Annotated in this window: 16 protein-coding genes; all 16 read right to left on the bottom strand. The window is 36.8% G+C overall.

The annotated features are described in order from the left end of the window. Window positions 1–336 precede the first annotated feature (336 nt). Window positions 337–480 carry an IS3 family transposase gene (locus ACFSUF_RS16795; RefSeq protein WP_377604767.1) on the bottom strand — a complete coding sequence of 48 codons (144 nt, stop codon included), beginning with the start codon at window positions 478–480 and terminating at the stop codon, window positions 337–339. 108 nt (window positions 481–588) lie between these two features. Further along, window positions 589–879, bottom strand: a complete 291-nt coding sequence (locus tag ACFSUF_RS16790; RefSeq protein ID WP_377604536.1) for a hypothetical protein — start codon at window positions 877–879, stop codon at window positions 589–591. After that, window positions 860–1,084 carry a helix-turn-helix domain-containing protein gene (locus tag ACFSUF_RS16785; RefSeq protein ID WP_377604534.1) on the bottom strand — a complete coding sequence of 75 codons (225 nt, stop codon included), beginning with the start codon at window positions 1,082–1,084 and terminating at the stop codon, window positions 860–862. Before ACFSUF_RS16785 ends, ACFSUF_RS16790 begins: the two co-directional genes overlap by 20 nt. 415 nt (window positions 1,085–1,499) lie before the next feature. Further along, the gene (locus tag ACFSUF_RS16780) at window positions 1,500–2,699 is read right to left on the bottom strand and encodes a glycosyltransferase family 2 protein (RefSeq protein ID WP_377604532.1); all 1,200 of its coding nucleotides are present in this window, start codon (window positions 2,697–2,699) and stop codon (window positions 1,500–1,502) included. After that, a complete protein-coding gene (locus tag ACFSUF_RS16775) occupies window positions 2,689–3,864 on the bottom strand; it encodes a glycosyltransferase (RefSeq protein WP_377604530.1) in 1,176 nt (391 codons plus the stop codon). The genes ACFSUF_RS16780 and ACFSUF_RS16775 overlap by 11 nt, the downstream gene beginning before the upstream one ends. Window positions 3,865–3,877: 13 nt before the next feature. Next, window positions 3,878–5,332, bottom strand: a complete 1,455-nt coding sequence (locus tag ACFSUF_RS16770) for a hypothetical protein (RefSeq protein ID WP_377604527.1) — start codon at window positions 5,330–5,332, stop codon at window positions 3,878–3,880. A gap of 15 nt (window positions 5,333–5,347) precedes the next feature. Next, complete coding sequence (locus ACFSUF_RS16765; RefSeq protein ID WP_377604525.1) at window positions 5,348–6,247, bottom strand: class I SAM-dependent methyltransferase; 900 nt, start codon at window positions 6,245–6,247, stop codon at window positions 5,348–5,350. A gap of 4 nt (window positions 6,248–6,251) precedes the next feature. Further along, window positions 6,252–7,106, bottom strand: a complete 855-nt coding sequence (rfbD, locus tag ACFSUF_RS16760; protein ID WP_377604523.1) for a dTDP-4-dehydrorhamnose reductase — start codon at window positions 7,104–7,106, stop codon at window positions 6,252–6,254. Window positions 7,107–7,121: 15 nt separating this feature from the next. Continuing rightward, window positions 7,122–8,105 (bottom strand): dTDP-glucose 4,6-dehydratase, encoded by a 984-nt coding sequence (gene rfbB / locus ACFSUF_RS16755; RefSeq protein WP_377604521.1) that lies wholly within the window; start codon window positions 8,103–8,105, stop codon window positions 7,122–7,124. Between the two features lie 14 nt (window positions 8,106–8,119). Further along, window positions 8,120–8,662: a dTDP-4-dehydrorhamnose 3,5-epimerase gene (rfbC, locus tag ACFSUF_RS16750; RefSeq protein ID WP_377604520.1), complete on the bottom strand. Its 543-nt coding sequence runs from the start codon at window positions 8,660–8,662 to the stop codon at window positions 8,120–8,122. A gap of 12 nt (window positions 8,663–8,674) precedes the next feature. Next, a complete protein-coding gene (locus tag ACFSUF_RS16745; protein ID WP_377604765.1) occupies window positions 8,675–9,418 on the bottom strand; it encodes a sugar phosphate nucleotidyltransferase in 744 nt (247 codons plus the stop codon). Between the two features lie 12 nt (window positions 9,419–9,430). Continuing rightward, window positions 9,431–9,958 carry a hypothetical protein gene (locus ACFSUF_RS16740; RefSeq protein WP_377604519.1) on the bottom strand — a complete coding sequence of 176 codons (528 nt, stop codon included), beginning with the start codon at window positions 9,956–9,958 and terminating at the stop codon, window positions 9,431–9,433. Then, a complete protein-coding gene (locus tag ACFSUF_RS16735; protein WP_377604517.1) occupies window positions 9,945–10,916 on the bottom strand; it encodes a glycosyltransferase family 2 protein in 972 nt (323 codons plus the stop codon). Before ACFSUF_RS16735 ends, ACFSUF_RS16740 begins: the two co-directional genes overlap by 14 nt. Before the next feature lie 3 nt (window positions 10,917–10,919). Then, window positions 10,920–12,278, bottom strand: a complete 1,359-nt coding sequence (locus ACFSUF_RS16730; RefSeq protein ID WP_377604515.1) for a sugar phosphate nucleotidyltransferase — start codon at window positions 12,276–12,278, stop codon at window positions 10,920–10,922. 29 nt (window positions 12,279–12,307) lie between these two features. Then, on the bottom strand, window positions 12,308–13,582 hold the full coding sequence (locus ACFSUF_RS16725; RefSeq protein WP_377604513.1) for an ABC transporter ATP-binding protein: 1,275 nt from the start codon (window positions 13,580–13,582) through the stop codon (window positions 12,308–12,310). Window positions 13,583–13,594: 12 nt separating this feature from the next. Then, window positions 13,595–14,389, bottom strand: a complete 795-nt coding sequence (locus ACFSUF_RS16720) for an ABC transporter permease (RefSeq protein ID WP_377604511.1) — start codon at window positions 14,387–14,389, stop codon at window positions 13,595–13,597. Window positions 14,390–14,579: the final 190 nt, after the last annotated feature.

Here is a 14,579-nt window from a genome sequence, read left to right as displayed (position 1 = left end):
ATTTGTCGGCTACCCTCACTACTCAGAAGAATAAAAAGCTCCACTCATTAAATAATCCATTAGGTACATAGTTATGGTGTCCTAACAGGCCGTTTTCTTTTTACCTTTCAGCGTAAATTTGCGCCAGTTTATCGTTATATACAGGTAATACTTCGTTATAAACGTACTTTAAACTCCACTGTAACGTAGCTCATAATAACGAGAACTCCAGCTGATAACGTTCACAAACCTATTAAAGAATAGCTTCTCTTTGTATTACAGTTTGAGAAAAAGGGCGTCCAAATAACGACTTTGAACTGCCCCCCGTCAAGTAGACTTTACAAAAATAAATAGCATTTAAGCGGCCTTCGTCCTGTATTCCATGGGACATAGGCCGTTTAGTTTATTTTGTAATCGTTCGAAATTGTAGAAAAAGATGTTATAGTAATCAATGTCCTTCCTATGCTGATCAAAAGTGATCCTCCCCCAGTAGGATTCCATCGCCCTGTTGTCGATGCAACAGCCCATTCGGGAATACTCTGTTTCATATCTGCTTGATCTAACATCTCTTTAAAATGCAGCTGTTTGGCGACGTATATGTAGTGTTAATTATCGGTAGCCGAAGATACCCTCGACCTTTTCGTACATCGCCATCATCATCTCCGTCAGTTCTCGGTTCTCTTCTTCATCTGCGCTAGCCTTACGATCAGACTTATAATAGCGCACCTCGGCATTCCTGCAACCTAACATAGAAGCTGTATGTTGAGTGCTTCCACTTGCTGATCGGCTTGAATAGCCAAATAAATGTTCTCTCGCCGTACATGGCTTAAGGTCGCTCTCCGTTTTTAAGAAGGCATTCTCCGCACGAAGGCGCTCGTTTTCATATGCCAGCTTCTTCATAGCAAGCTTTTGTTCTTCCGCTGTATTGGTACGACCTCTGTAAAGCGTCCTGGCCGTCTGCTTGGTAATTCTTGACCCAACCGTATACTTGCTGGTAGGAAACCTGGAAGTGGTTTGCGGTCTTCTTGTAGTCTTGTTCGTTCGCAAGGCAGTACAAGACAATGTCAATTCTCACCTGCCACGTTGTAGAGCGTCTCTTGGTCATAGCTGATGTTCCTCCTGAATAAGCTTTTAAGCTGCTATGACCATTATACTTCTTAATCCAATTAGCGAGTTGAGTGGTACTCGCAATATTGTATTTTTCGATGACCAAATATTGCGACAATCCTCCCTCAAGATGGTCTTTTACCGTTTGAATCTTAAGCTCAGCTGAATAACTACGATTATGAACCTCTAGCCCCTTATTTCCATGCGCCCGATAAGATCGTCTCGACTTGGCCAGTTTTGTTTTCGAAATGCCAACCTTTTTCGTTGCAGCCTTAACAGCGATATGCCCATCTTCGAATGTTTTGCTTTATCCATAAAAACACTCCCCTTACAGTAACAGGATTTATTATTTCACCTGACTACAGTATAGGCGAGTATATCAATTTTTCGATAGCCTTTTTAACATAATTAACCTACAAATACTTAGGAAGTAGCTTCATGAAAGATTTTAATGAATTCAATTTAGCAGTTTTAATCTCTTTATTTTGCTTGCTTATTATATTTATAGAGATACTAAAGATAAATTTTAAATATTCTTTTATAAATATTTTGCGGCTGTAATTTTTCAATATAAACAGCATCCTATTCCTATACACGTGAAAAATAAAGAAAGGTGACCACTCTTTACTACTGCCAGTATGAATGTGACGAACGACTGCTGTAGGACAATACAACAATTTCATCCCTTGCCTTTTTACTCGAAATGCTAAATCTGTATCCTCATAATACATAAAAAAGTTATTATCAAAACCGCCTACCTTCTCGAAAACATCCTTCTTCATCATCATGGCAGCGCCACAAGTCGTCTCTACCTCATACACACGTTCATATTGACCATGGTCCTCTTCACAGAACCCCATATCATAACCGTTGAAATTAGAATCGATGCCGGAACCCACATTTTGTAGCAACTTTAGTTTACGAGAAGCCACATCAGTCTCGGTTAATAATATGTTATTACCAATTTCAAATGCAGCATCTCCTAAAGAGAACGTAGCTTGTGTTGCTTTGGCCTGATTTACATCAATAGCATTGATAGTAATATCATAATCAACGGAGCCTTGAAGTAGTGGTAAGTAAAATTCAGAATGGCCAAAACATACTGAGTGTTCGTCGTAAACTAACATGTTTTTGCAAAACTTGGGATCTAGCTTATATTCATGACCATTAATACTAACTCTATTACTTATTTCAAATTTATCGGCAGTTTGTACATTAAACTTAACAAAATCATAAAAAAAGATGAGCTTTGAAGTAACAATCCCGGCATTATGGGATCTAATACATTCATATAACTGAAGCAGCCAATCCGGTTCTACCTTAGTATCATTGTTGAGGAAAACTATATATTCGCCAGAAGAATTAGCTACCCCCAAATTGTTCCCACCTGCAAAGCCTAAGTTCTCTTTTGAATTCACAATTTTCAGATTATTGAACCTGGCTGCATAGTTATCCTCCAGATAGCTTATTGAGTCATCTGTCGAATTATTATCAACAAACACAATTTCATATGTGAGTTCAGCAAGATCCTGCTTCAAAAAGGAGTCAAATAATGCATCAATATATTTCTTGCCGTTATAGTTAACAATTACAATCGATATATTATAATCCATCTAATACCTCTCTGGTTCTTGAGTAGAATTCTTCTATCGAAAATTTCTTAGATCTTTCAAAAGTTTGTTCAGTTAAACTCTGTCTATAATCGTCGTTATTAACAAGATTTAATGTTTTACGAATACATTCTTCTTCCGAGTCCCATAAAAATCCGCTTTTCCCCTCTTGCACGATTTCCGGTTGACCGCCTTTATTAATAACTACAGGAATTACACCATAGCTCATCGCTTCTACAGTAGTAATCCCGAAATGTTCCATCTTCTCAGGGAACAAATTATCCTGCTCTTGATAGCCAGTCGCATGCCAGAATATCTTCGCACTATAATAAAGCTCCTCGAGTTTGGAGAATGGTGTATTCAGATGAAGATATATAGGGTATCCTTTGATTTTATTTTGAATAATCTCGACATACTTGAGATCGTCTTCGTAGTTCGAAAGTGCTCCGGCTAAATGAAACTCCCAACCTGGAAACTTCTCTGCATTCCTAATAAAGATATCTACTAATTCATTCTGTTTTTTATTATGAGCCCCAACGAAAAAGCGGCCAACGGATAAAATAATATTCTTCTTATCGCCCCATTTACGACTCTTTAAAGTCTCTTCGGAGAAAACGGGCGGATATACAATCTTATTTCTTTTGCCGGTTTTCCAAATATACTGCTGCCAATGGTTTGTAAAACTTGAATTTGTCATGAAACAATCATAGCTTTGCTTGTATTTATAGTCTAATACCATTCCAGCCAATCTTTTGGGCCATTCTTTGAAGGCATATTTCTTTGCAGGAAACATACAAGAGTAAATATTTTTCTTTGCTTTGCCGATATGCTTGCTCTGATACATAAAGTTTATAAACAAGTCGTATCTAGCAGAAATATCTTCTATTTTCTTTTTATTATAGAAGTGCTCTTTTAACGAATTTGGATGTTTTAAATCAATTTTAAGTAAGGATGTTTTTGTCAATGTTAGGTCAAACCGACGCTTAACATCTTCGATAGTAATATAATCTGATGCATGGATATCAACATTGTTATAGTTATGAACAAGGATATCGATTTGTACATCATTATAGTAATCCTCTATATATTTGCACAAATACCCCATGTGCTTTTCTCCGCCGCCTAGAGTTGGCATATATGGATTCAGCACAAGAACTTTAGTAGTCATAGAATCTCCCTAATTACTTGTATTTTTTCAATTCATCAACTGCTAGATGGTACTTCTGTTGTAGTTCCTCAAACAAGATTTTATAATGCTGTGTTTCAAGCTTTTCTTTCTCATAAAGTGTTCTAAACTCTTCAGAGAGGATATAATGTTGGTGATTAGATCTTGAAAGCTTTTCAAACTCAACTTCAAAGTGATTTGATTTCAATAGCAACTCTGAATGTTTATTCTCCATATGCTCGATGTGGTCTTTCAATTGGACCATGTTTGATTCATGAGACAAACTCTTTATTTGCTGTTCTTTCTTGCAGCTATCGATCTGCAATCGTAACGCTTGATTCTCCTGTTGCAATAGGAGAAGATGCTGCTTGTAACCCAATCCCCAGTCAAATAATTTTTTTACGCTTCTTTTAGGCAGTAAATGATTAGTTTTATCTATATAGTCCCTGGAATGTGACGCCGCTTGTTCATAATATTCCCTGGCTTCTTCATATTCAGTTTTCATCTTAAGCAGGCTATTCAATTCTAGTTCCAAATTAAAGCTATGTAATTCTAGCTCTGAAATTCTTGATTTCAAATGAGATTGTTGATCGAGTTTTTTAATAAAGCCAATGTTAAATTCTTTATTAATCCTCTCAAGTCTTTCAATTTCAACTTGAAGTTTAATATGTTCTTTTTCGTTTTGGCTTTTGTTTATTTCAGATGCTATCAAGCGTTGGTTTAAATCATTTAAAGTGTGAGTGGGTTTAAGATATTGCTTTGCATAAGCATAACTGTAATCCGTACCCATTACATAACTTTGGAATCCTTTTTCCATCCGATCAAATAACTCGACCTGCTCTTCAGAAATACCCATGTCAGCTAAAACTTCAGATAAACTTATAACTTTGTCGTCGTAATGCTTAGAGTAGAAGAAATGTAGGCTCCGGTACAACAAAAAGTTAATTGGGATAGGGAAATCGAATACCCATTCCAGATCAATCATTACGAAACGATTCTGGGAGATTATCAAGTTATCAAATGTTAAGTCTATATTCGAGAGTCTTGTATACTTTAACCCTTGAACAGACAAGCTACATTGAAAAATTTCAGAGAACCTTGTTTCGTCTATTTCTGATAAATCCTCTAAGCTAGATTTGGTCAAAAACCCCATATACTCTATTAATAAACCTTTAAAGGTTGTGTAGTCCTTGTTAAAAAGACCGTTATAAAGCATCTCCTCTAAACTTGGGCCGTTCACAAAGTCAAATTGGAGATACTCATCAAAGTTATAAGTAGGAACAATGGGGAATTCGGGGAATTCTACAGTTAATTTCTTATAATTCAAATATATCGTTTCTAAGTGTGTTTTTGCTTCAAGAGTAAGTGCTTTTTTTCTAACGTATTTTCCGTTTATATCCTCTAATATATAAGTCCCTAACTGATATCTAGGAAGTCGTTCTCTATTGTATTTCGCATAAATAGTTCTCATTACTCAAGGTCTCCCTTAGTTTTCGCATATTACAAGAAATGAATTTGCAAATTCTTCAGCCATCCCACCATTTACCAAATTTTGAATAGCCAGTTTCTCATTAAATAATACTATACGTTCTGAGTCATAGTTCGGTGCATTCTCAGGCATCTGAAGCTTAGCAGGTATGTGTCCTTCCGCAAAAACTTGAGTAGGTAATTTGTAATCCGGGAAAGGGTAATAAAACTGAAGCTTACTAAATCCGGTATTTTCCATAAGATCAGACAATTCTTTTTTAGTGAATGTCTTCACCCCGAGATCATTAGGGTAACCTTCTATTCCGTCAAATATGACATTCGTATGATCTTCGTTTGCCCCGGCCCAATATTTGATTCCTAATCTATTTTCAATTGCAAGAATTAAGGTTCCTCCCGGTTTTAGGAGAGAGCGAATTTTCTCAAGAAAATCATGATAGGGCCGGTCACCGACAGTAAATTTACCTGCATATTCCAATACGCCGATTAGGGTAATATAATCAAACTTTTCATGAAAAGAAATATCATTTAAATTACCAACTATAATTTCTAAATTGGAATAATTATTTCGAGTCGCATTAATTAATGACCTTTTATGGGAGAGCTCAACACAGGTTACTCTACGTGCCCTCTGGCATAGAATACCGGTCAATGCACCGCATCCAGCTCCAATTTCCAACACACTGCTGTCTTTATTGAATTCAAACCACTCTAAAAGATTTTCACGTGTTGGCGATAAATGATATAGAACGGGCCATCTGTGATCATGTTTCAAAACATTTATCTCATTCTTGCTTTGGACAATTTCCAAAAGTTCATCTTCAATCGGTCCATCGCTATAGTTATTCTCACCTGTAAAATAAGATAAATTTATTTTGACATTACCAAGCTGTTCAAACACTATTTCACCTCTCGCCTTCTTCTATATTTTGACTAAGAAAGGCACTTAAAGCATCTCTCCAATGTCTGAATTCTTTAAAGCCATTAATTCTAATCATTCTATGTTCCATAACCGAGTATGCAGGTCTTTTGGCCGGGCGTGGGAAGTCCGAAGTTGCACAAGGCTGCAGACTTATATCTGCAGCTATCTCTTCAAATATAGCGTGTGCAAACTCATACCATGAACATACACCTGTGTTAGAAGCATGGTAAATACCATATTTCTCAGTTTTCATTAGTTCCGATAAAAATTCACACAAATCTTCAATACAAGTAGGTGACCCGATTTGATCGGCAACTACCTTCAGATTTTCTTTTTCTTTGGAGAGTCTAATCATTGTCTTCACAAAATTATTCCCATATTTCCCATAAGCCCAGGATGTTCTTACTATAAAATGCTTCCTGCATTGGGTCTGAACATTCACTTCCCCAGCACGCTTAGACTTTCCGTATATCCCCTGTGGGTCCGTATTGTCATATTCGCAATAGGGATTCGTCGCTTGACCGTTAAATACATAATCAGTGCTTATATAAATAAGCTTAGACCCCTGTTGTTCTGCGGCCATTGCTACATTTCTTGCTCCTACAGCGTTAACTAAATATGCCGAATCGGGGTATTGCTCTGCATCATCAACAGCTGTGAATGCAGCACAATGAACAATTACTTCTGGACTTTCGTTTTTAACTATTTCAAAAACACTCTCAAGTGAGGTTATATCTAGCTCTTCCCTGCCAAAACCAAGAACTTCATTATTTCCACTCAAATATTCAACTAATTCTCTGCCTAACTGTCCATTAGCACCAGTTATAAGCACCTTCATAAGTTTAATCTCCTTTTAATCCTGCTTATACTCACCAGAAAGGATCCTATTCCACCATTGCTGGTGATCTAAATACCACTTGATCGTTTCTTTAATTCCAGTGTCGAAGTTATGCTTAGGCTCCCAGCCTAACTGTGTCCGAATTTTAGTAGCGTCTATACCATACCTTCGATCATGGCCCAAACGGTCTTGAACGTATTGTATAAGAGTTTCAGGTTTACCCAACTGCTGGAGAATTGTTTTTACAATATCAATATTGGTTCTTTCGTTATTCCCTCCAATATTGTAGACTTCACCAATTACTCCATTGTGCAATACCAGGTCAATGGCACTGCAATGATCCTCAACATATAGCCAGTCTCTTATATTTAATCCATCCCCATATACAGGTAATTGCTTATCGTTAAGAGCGTTTGAAATCATTAACGGAATAAGCTTCTCAGGGAATTGATAAGGTCCATAGTTATTAGAACAACGGGTGATGTTTACAGGGAGTTGATATGTTTCATGATAAGCTCGAACCAGCAAATCAGAACCCGCTTTACTTGCTGAATAAGGACTGTTCGGCGCTAACGGAGTCTCCTCGGAAAATAACCCTGTTTCACCTAGCGTACCATAAACTTCATCAGTGCTAACATGAACGAACTTCTTAATCCCAAAAGATCGTGCTGCCTCCAATAATACTTGTGTGCCAATAACATTCGTGACCGTGAAAACTTCAGGTCCCTCAATACTTCTGTCCACATGCGATTCAGCTGCAAAATGAACAACGTAATCCAAACCCTGTTCAAAAATAGAATTAACTTGGGCTTTATCAGTAATATCGCCTTTAACAAACCGGTAATTAGGAAGTTGGTTGACGGAAACTAAGCTTTCAAGGTTCCCGGCATAAGTCAGTGCATCCAGGTTTATAATTTGATATTCTGGGTATTTATTTAGCATATAATGTACAAAGTTACTCCCAATAAAGCCCGCGCCACCTGTAACTAATATATTCAATGTACTGCCTCCAATCAGAATAATTCCGCGTCATGTAAAGACGGGTGTTTTTCATCCTTTTGAGAAAGAATAGGATTGCTGGTCGGCCATTGAATGGCTAAAGTTGAGTCACTCCACAACAATCCACGATCATGTTCCGGAGAGTAATATTCATCTACTTTATAGAGAACTTCAGTATTTGGTACGATGGTACAGAATCCATGAGCAAACCCTTTAGGGACCAACAACTGTCTTTTATTAGCTTCACTTAAAATAACTCCGACCCATTGACCAAAGGTAGGGGAGTCTTTTCTAATGTCTACTGCAACATCATATATTGCACCTTTAGCTACCCTGACTAACTTAGTTTGAGCCTTAGGTGCTAGTTGGTAATGGAGTCCCCGCAAGACACCTGCTTCAACTGACAGCGAATGATTATCCTGTATAAAATTATAATTAATGCCTGATGCGTCAAATTTACTTTTTGTGTAACTCTCCATAAAAAAACCACGATGATCCCCAAAAACATTAGGCTCGATAATAACAACTCCGGGGAGCTTAGTTTCTATTACATTCAAAGTGATTCTCTCCTATAATTTTAATTTACCGAACTCGTCGCCAAACTTAATTTCTTGTGCCAATTCATTAGCTTTCGATAAGGAGGCATGAGTTCCGGCGTCGGTCCACCAACCCTGCAGTATATCATATGAAAGCTGAGCATTAGCGATGTAGGCGTTATTAACATCAGTTATTTCAAGTTCTCCTCTGCCTGATGGCTTCAGTGTTTTAATGATCTCAAATACACTGCTGTCATACATATAAATTCCGGTTACTGCATACTTACTTTTAGGGTGCTTAGGTTTTTCTTCAATAGAAACGATCCGGTCACCTTCTAAACTTGGAACGCCATATCTTGCTGGATCATGTACCTCTTGTATAAGGATTTTAGCGCCATGTTGTTGGTTTCTAAAGTTACTTACATATTCTGAGATAGAGTCGGAGAACACGTTATCCCCTAGGATAACTACCATTTGATCTCCACAAACAAACTGTTCTGCTAAGCCTAAAGCTTGTGCGATCCCACCTGCTTCATCCTGTACTTTATATGTAAAGCTTACTCCCATATCCGTTCCGCTTCCCAATAAATTGACCACATCCCCCATATGATCTTTACCGGTTACGATAAGTATGTCTGTTATATCAGCTTCCTTAAGCTTAGCCACGGAATGAAATATCATTGGGTATTTACCGACAGGCAATAAGTGTTTATTCGTTACTTTTGTAAGCGGGTATAGCCTTGAACCTGTTCCACCCGCAAGGATAATTCCTTTCATCATCGCACCTCATCATTTACTAATTTTTTTTAGAATAAAGAAATAGGATAGCAGTAAGATACCAAATAAAATAAACCAAAATGTTCTAACATTGTTTTTTACAACTGTAACTTGATATTGGTCTGTATTATCTTTGCTGATTTTAGAAAACCATGTGACCCCTTCATGAACCATATCCCATTGCAAGATATAAGCCCCCTCCTTTGCTGGAGGAACGATCCGTATGTCAGTTTGTATATCCGTCCCAGGTATAACATCGTGCTTTAGTTTAATCCGAGGACCTTCGTACATCACTGGTGAACCGTCTGTAGCCAGCCAATGATAAGAAATAAAATACTCATCCTTATTCCAAACTTCACTTCCTGTATTCATGATTTTTAGTTTGATTAAGGTTTGATTCCCTACTCTCATTTTTGCTGGAGTGGTGTTCTCAATATAGGTTACCTTTAAAGGCACATTTGCTTCAGCATAAATTACATCAGGCAATAAAAGAACCATCAGTATCATAACCCAAAACAGTAGCCATTTAGTGGATTTCATTATACACCTTCTGTGCTTCTTTATTGATGATTATTAATATTAATAAGAAACCGAAGTTTCTAATAAACCCCGTCTTTAACAAACTGTACCTAATGATCGCCATGACCCTTTGTAGACGATTAGTCTTTATAATGTTACTAAACGTACTAAGCAACTGTAATTGTTGCTTAGTTAAAACAGATGAGTAAGTGTCTTCAAAAATAATAGCCTGTTTCACTAACATAAGTATACGCTTCGAAGCTATCTTATATTTTTGCAGTTGTTTTAGTACCGAATATCTTGAGGCACCTACTTCATTCTTCAAGTGTTGCCTATAAAGGATCGTTGGCTCTTTTATATACTCTATTTTTCCAAAAGCTGATGCTACAAGTGCGATCCACCAGTCGTGCATGATTACGCCTTGTTGAAGAGGATTCACCAAATGAACAAGCTTCCGGTTTATCATAACGGTGCACCCAGTTACAACATTCTGCACTAAAAGATAATTTAGTTTATCTCTTGATGGATTAATGTTCTGGTATGCCCAGTAGGATGAGTCGATTTTCTCAAGTTCTGCATTTGTAACTGTCAGGTCCGTGTGAATAAGTATAGGCCCGTCGTAAACATGCTCGGCGTGCTGCATTGCATTAAGAGTTGATGAGATCTTACTAGGAAGCCAGATATCATCTTGGTCACAAAACATAACGTATTCTGCATGAATGGCATAGCTAAGCAACAGCCCGAAACTTTGTGCAGCTCCTACATTACGTGACTCTATCATATTGAGTTCGAACTTATCAGGGTAATCTTTACTATATTTAGAAACAATGCTCAAGGTTTCATCAGAAGAACCATCGTCCCGGATAATCATTCTCCAGTTTTCGTAATCTTGGCTTAATAATGAATCAAGTAATTGTTCCAAATAAGCATCTCCGTTAAATGTTGAGAGCAGGATCGTTACCTTTGGTGAAATCTTCATAAACTATCCACCAACAACAACATTAACAGGCCAGTTCAATGACTCCCTGATAATATCACCCTCATTAATATCAAAGCCTCGCTGAATTTCAATTATTTCTAAGTCAGTTATGGCTCTTGCTGAGTGAATATGATTAGCTGTAACTTTAAGATGTGTGCCGGTAAGTAGTGGGAAAACTTGGTCATTTAAATAAAATTCACCTTCACCGGAGATAACCGTCCACTCTTCATTTCTTCTTACGTGCTTATGTGTACTTAAATTACAGCCGGCTTTAATAAATGTTCTCTTCACTATAACTTCTTCGCCTGTGTCTAACGTCCGATAGTCAAGAATTTTATAGTAACCCCATCTCTTTTCTTCGTACATAGGCCTTTGCAAGTAACCATTGAGCGCATCCTTAATCTTGGGGCTGGTCTCTTTATCCGACACCAATATTCCATCTGGACTTACAGCAACAACCACATCTTGCAGACCCATAACCGCAACAGGAACATCGAGTTCATTGATTACATGGGTGTTCACACTTTCGTATACAATTCCCTTTCCGATCAAATCTGCATCCATCTCTTCTGTCAACGTATTCCAAGTTCCTAAATCCTTCCAATATCCTTCGTATTTCTGAACTACAATACTTTGGGTTTTTTCAACGATTTCGTAATCGAAGCTTATTTTTTGCATACTTTTATATTGTTCCGATAAATCCCTGTAATTTGTAGCTATCCCTCTTTTATTCAACTCTTGAATAAGATATCTTAATTTAAATGCAAAAACTCCACAATTCCATAATGCTCCATTACTGATAAGTTCATTTGCCTTTGCTTGATTTGGTTTCTCTGAGAAACTAAGCACATTGCTATAGGCTGCGTTCTCGTTGCCAGCAGGAATAATATAGCCATATTTCTCAGAAGGGAAAGTTGGCTTAACACCTATTAATGCGAGATCAGCATTGGATTGTTGCAATACAGCATCTAAAGTTTTTAATTTTTCGAAGAAATCATCTTCTACATAAGGATCAACAGGAAGAATGACTACAGTCTCCTCTAACGCTGCCCCAAGCTCGCTCAGAACAAAGGTTGCTGATAAAGCAATAGCCGGAAACGTATCTCTAATTTCCGGCTCTACAATGTATCTTAGATTTTTTGGGAGTTGATTCTGCAGAATATCCAACTGCGATTTGTTAGCCGCAATATAGCTATGTTCAGATAAGCCGGATCTCTCTAGTTGCCCCCATACACGCTGTACCATAGACTCTAGTGAGCCGTCCTTAGTACGCAGCATTTTTAAAAACTGTTTGGATCTGGAATCATTCGATAAGGGCCAGAGTCTTTTACCTGAACCGCCCGACAGTAATATTACTTTCATTTTTAGTACACCTGCCTATAAGTTAATAGCTATGTTTGCTTCTTCACTTCAATATCAGAATTTAAGTCATAAATTCCAACGATATTTTTGTATATCATCACTTCAAAAGACAATACATCATATAAACGGTGATAAACAACCAGGTTATTTTCATCAAATGCAGTGCAGCCTAATGATAAAGTATATATACCATTTTGAAGATTTAATTTCTGCGTAAATACGATCTCTGCTTCTTCTCCAGCCAGGTATAAATCGGTATCAATATTTTGAAACATGGTGTTAGTGCCTGAAAGTTCATTTCCTTTTAGATCTTTAATTGTGAAAGCAAATATGGGCTCTTTCACATCTTTCTGAAAATGTACTTTCATTTTTATTAGTATCGTTTCATCGCTAATAACACGGTTTGTAGGATTTTCAAGAGAGTCAAAGATACCGTAGTCAACAATTTCGGCTTCTTTACTGCCGTACTCCAATACATCTTTATTAAGCGTGAATTTGGTTTTCCATTCTCCTTGGAATGTCTTTATTTCCGTTGTTTTATTTAATTTTAATTCATCTTGTAAATCGTACAAATTCACCAGAATTTTTTTGAAAATGTCAACCATTGCTTTTGGTTGCCCTTCTTCTACTTTTTTTCCATTGTGAATAATTACGGCATGAGTACAAAACTTTAACACACTGTCTAAAGAGTGTGATACAAAGATAATTGTCTTTCCTTGCTCTTTAAATTCTCTGAATTTTTTAAAGCATTTAGTCTGAAAAGCGACATCCCCAACCGACAATGCTTCATCGACTATAAGTATATCAGGGTCAACGTTAATAGCTACCGAAAATGCAAGTCTTGCAAACATACCGCTGGAGTAAGTTTTTACTGGTTGATGGATAAACTCCCCGATGTCAGCAAACCCTAAAATAGAGTCTAATCTTGCTTCCATCTCCTCAGTTGTAAACCCCATCAATGTTCCATTCAAAAATATATTCTCCATGCCGGATAATTCCTGGTTGAATCCTGCCCCTAACTCAAGTAAAGCAGATATTTTTCCTCTTACAGTTATATCGCCTGCAGTGGGTTGAAGAACCCCGGTTATCATTTTAAGAAGTGTTGATTTCCCTGCGCCATTCTTACCTAGAATCCCTATTGTTTCCCCTTTTTTAATTTTAAAGGAGACATTATCCAGTGCTTTGAACTCCGTGAAGTACTTCTTTTTTCTGACGTTAAATGTATCCTTGATTCTATCAGAAGGCTTATTATAAAGTTTGTAAATCTTGGAAACGCGCTCTATTTCTACAGCGTATTCACTCATCTCTAAATCTCCTTATAACACATCTGAAAAATGTGGCTTCAGCTTTTTGAACATCCAAACACCAAAACTTAAAATCAAAATTGTAATTGCCCAGAAATAGAGCATAAGATTGGTGTCTTCCCAAAACCAATTCTTGTAAATGAATGTGTCCCTGTAACCATTTACTATATAAACCAATGGATTTAGCTTTACAAAAGTTACATATTTCTCTGGAATATTGGTTATAGAGTAAAAGATAGGAGTTAACCAAAAACCAAATTGCAGCACCATTGAGACAATCTGACTAATGTCTTTAAAAAACACCATTAAAGATGATGTTATTAATGAGAGGCCAGTAATCAACAATGTGCTGCATAGTAAGTAATAAAAAACTTGTATCGTATATAGGTCCGGGTTAAATCCATACAGTAAAAAAATAATAAATAGAAACATTATAAAGAAAATATGTATTATTAGGGATGAAAATATTTTAATTAGTGGCATTAATATTATTTTAAAATTGATTTTTTTAACTAGATAACTATTTTCAACTACAGAAGGAGTAGTAGTTGCTAATGCATCAGAAAAAAAGAACCACGGAACGATTGCTGTAATAAACCATAGTATAAAAGGGATATCATCTACGGGAGCGCTTTTAAAGCCTACTTGAAAAACAAACCAAAATATTAAAATACTTAAAAATGGTTGAATATAAGCCCACATTAGGCCCAAATTTGAACCGGAGTATTTAATATAAAGGTCCTTCCTAGACATCTCATACAATAACCGATAATTCTCTTTATTCTTTAATTCGTAAATAAACTGCATTATAATAAATGCCTCCTAAAAACCTAAGCTAGTTCGCGCCATCCTCTATTATTCGACAATATAAGCACCATGTCAACAATCCCACTTTAGGAAAAGTTTGTATAATGAAAGCTACTCCTACTATAAGTCAGCTTACTGCTAGCTTTACCTGTGTCACTTACGGTAATATATCTTCTTTTTATTTCCCCAA

The organism is Paenibacillus gansuensis (assembly GCF_042684925.1).
Classification (GTDB): domain Bacteria; phylum Bacillota; class Bacilli; order Paenibacillales; family DY6; genus Paenibacillus_N; species Paenibacillus_N gansuensis.
The sequence above is the reverse complement of the archived record's forward strand: the minus strand, read 5'-3'. Positions and strand labels throughout refer to the sequence as shown.

What these genes read in the sequence shown, in the direction of transcription:
- ACFSUF_RS16795 (WP_377604767.1), bottom strand. Translation starts at nt 480, where the DNA reads ATGGAATCCTACTGGGGGAGGATCACTTTTGATCAGCATAGGAAGGAC.
- ACFSUF_RS16790 (WP_377604536.1), bottom strand. Translation starts at nt 879, where the DNA reads ATGAAGAAGCTGGCATATGAAAACGAGCGCCTTCGTGCGGAGAATGCC.
- ACFSUF_RS16785 (WP_377604534.1), bottom strand. Translation starts at nt 1,084, where the DNA reads ATGACCAAGAGACGCTCTACAACGTGGCAGGTGAGAATTGACATTGTC.
- ACFSUF_RS16780 (WP_377604532.1), bottom strand. Translation starts at nt 2,699, where the DNA reads ATGGATTATAATATATCGATTGTAATTGTTAACTATAACGGCAAGAAA.
- ACFSUF_RS16775 (WP_377604530.1), bottom strand. Translation starts at nt 3,864, where the DNA reads ATGACTACTAAAGTTCTTGTGCTGAATCCATATATGCCAACTCTAGGC.
- ACFSUF_RS16770 (WP_377604527.1), bottom strand. Translation starts at nt 5,332, where the DNA reads ATGAGAACTATTTATGCGAAATACAATAGAGAACGACTTCCTAGATAT.
- rfbD (WP_377604523.1), bottom strand. Translation starts at nt 7,106, where the DNA reads ATGAAGGTGCTTATAACTGGTGCTAATGGACAGTTAGGCAGAGAATTA.
- ACFSUF_RS16745 (WP_377604765.1), bottom strand. Translation starts at nt 9,418, where the DNA reads ATGAAAGGAATTATCCTTGCGGGTGGAACAGGTTCAAGGCTATACCCG.
- ACFSUF_RS16740 (WP_377604519.1), bottom strand. Translation starts at nt 9,958, where the DNA reads ATGAAATCCACTAAATGGCTACTGTTTTGGGTTATGATACTGATGGTT.
- ACFSUF_RS16735 (WP_377604517.1), bottom strand. Translation starts at nt 10,916, where the DNA reads ATGAAGATTTCACCAAAGGTAACGATCCTGCTCTCAACATTTAACGGA.
- ACFSUF_RS16730 (WP_377604515.1), bottom strand. Translation starts at nt 12,278, where the DNA reads ATGAAAGTAATATTACTGTCGGGCGGTTCAGGTAAAAGACTCTGGCCC.
- ACFSUF_RS16725 (WP_377604513.1), bottom strand. Translation starts at nt 13,582, where the DNA reads ATGAGTGAATACGCTGTAGAAATAGAGCGCGTTTCCAAGATTTACAAA.
- ACFSUF_RS16720 (WP_377604511.1), bottom strand. Translation starts at nt 14,389, where the DNA reads ATGCAGTTTATTTACGAATTAAAGAATAAAGAGAATTATCGGTTATTG.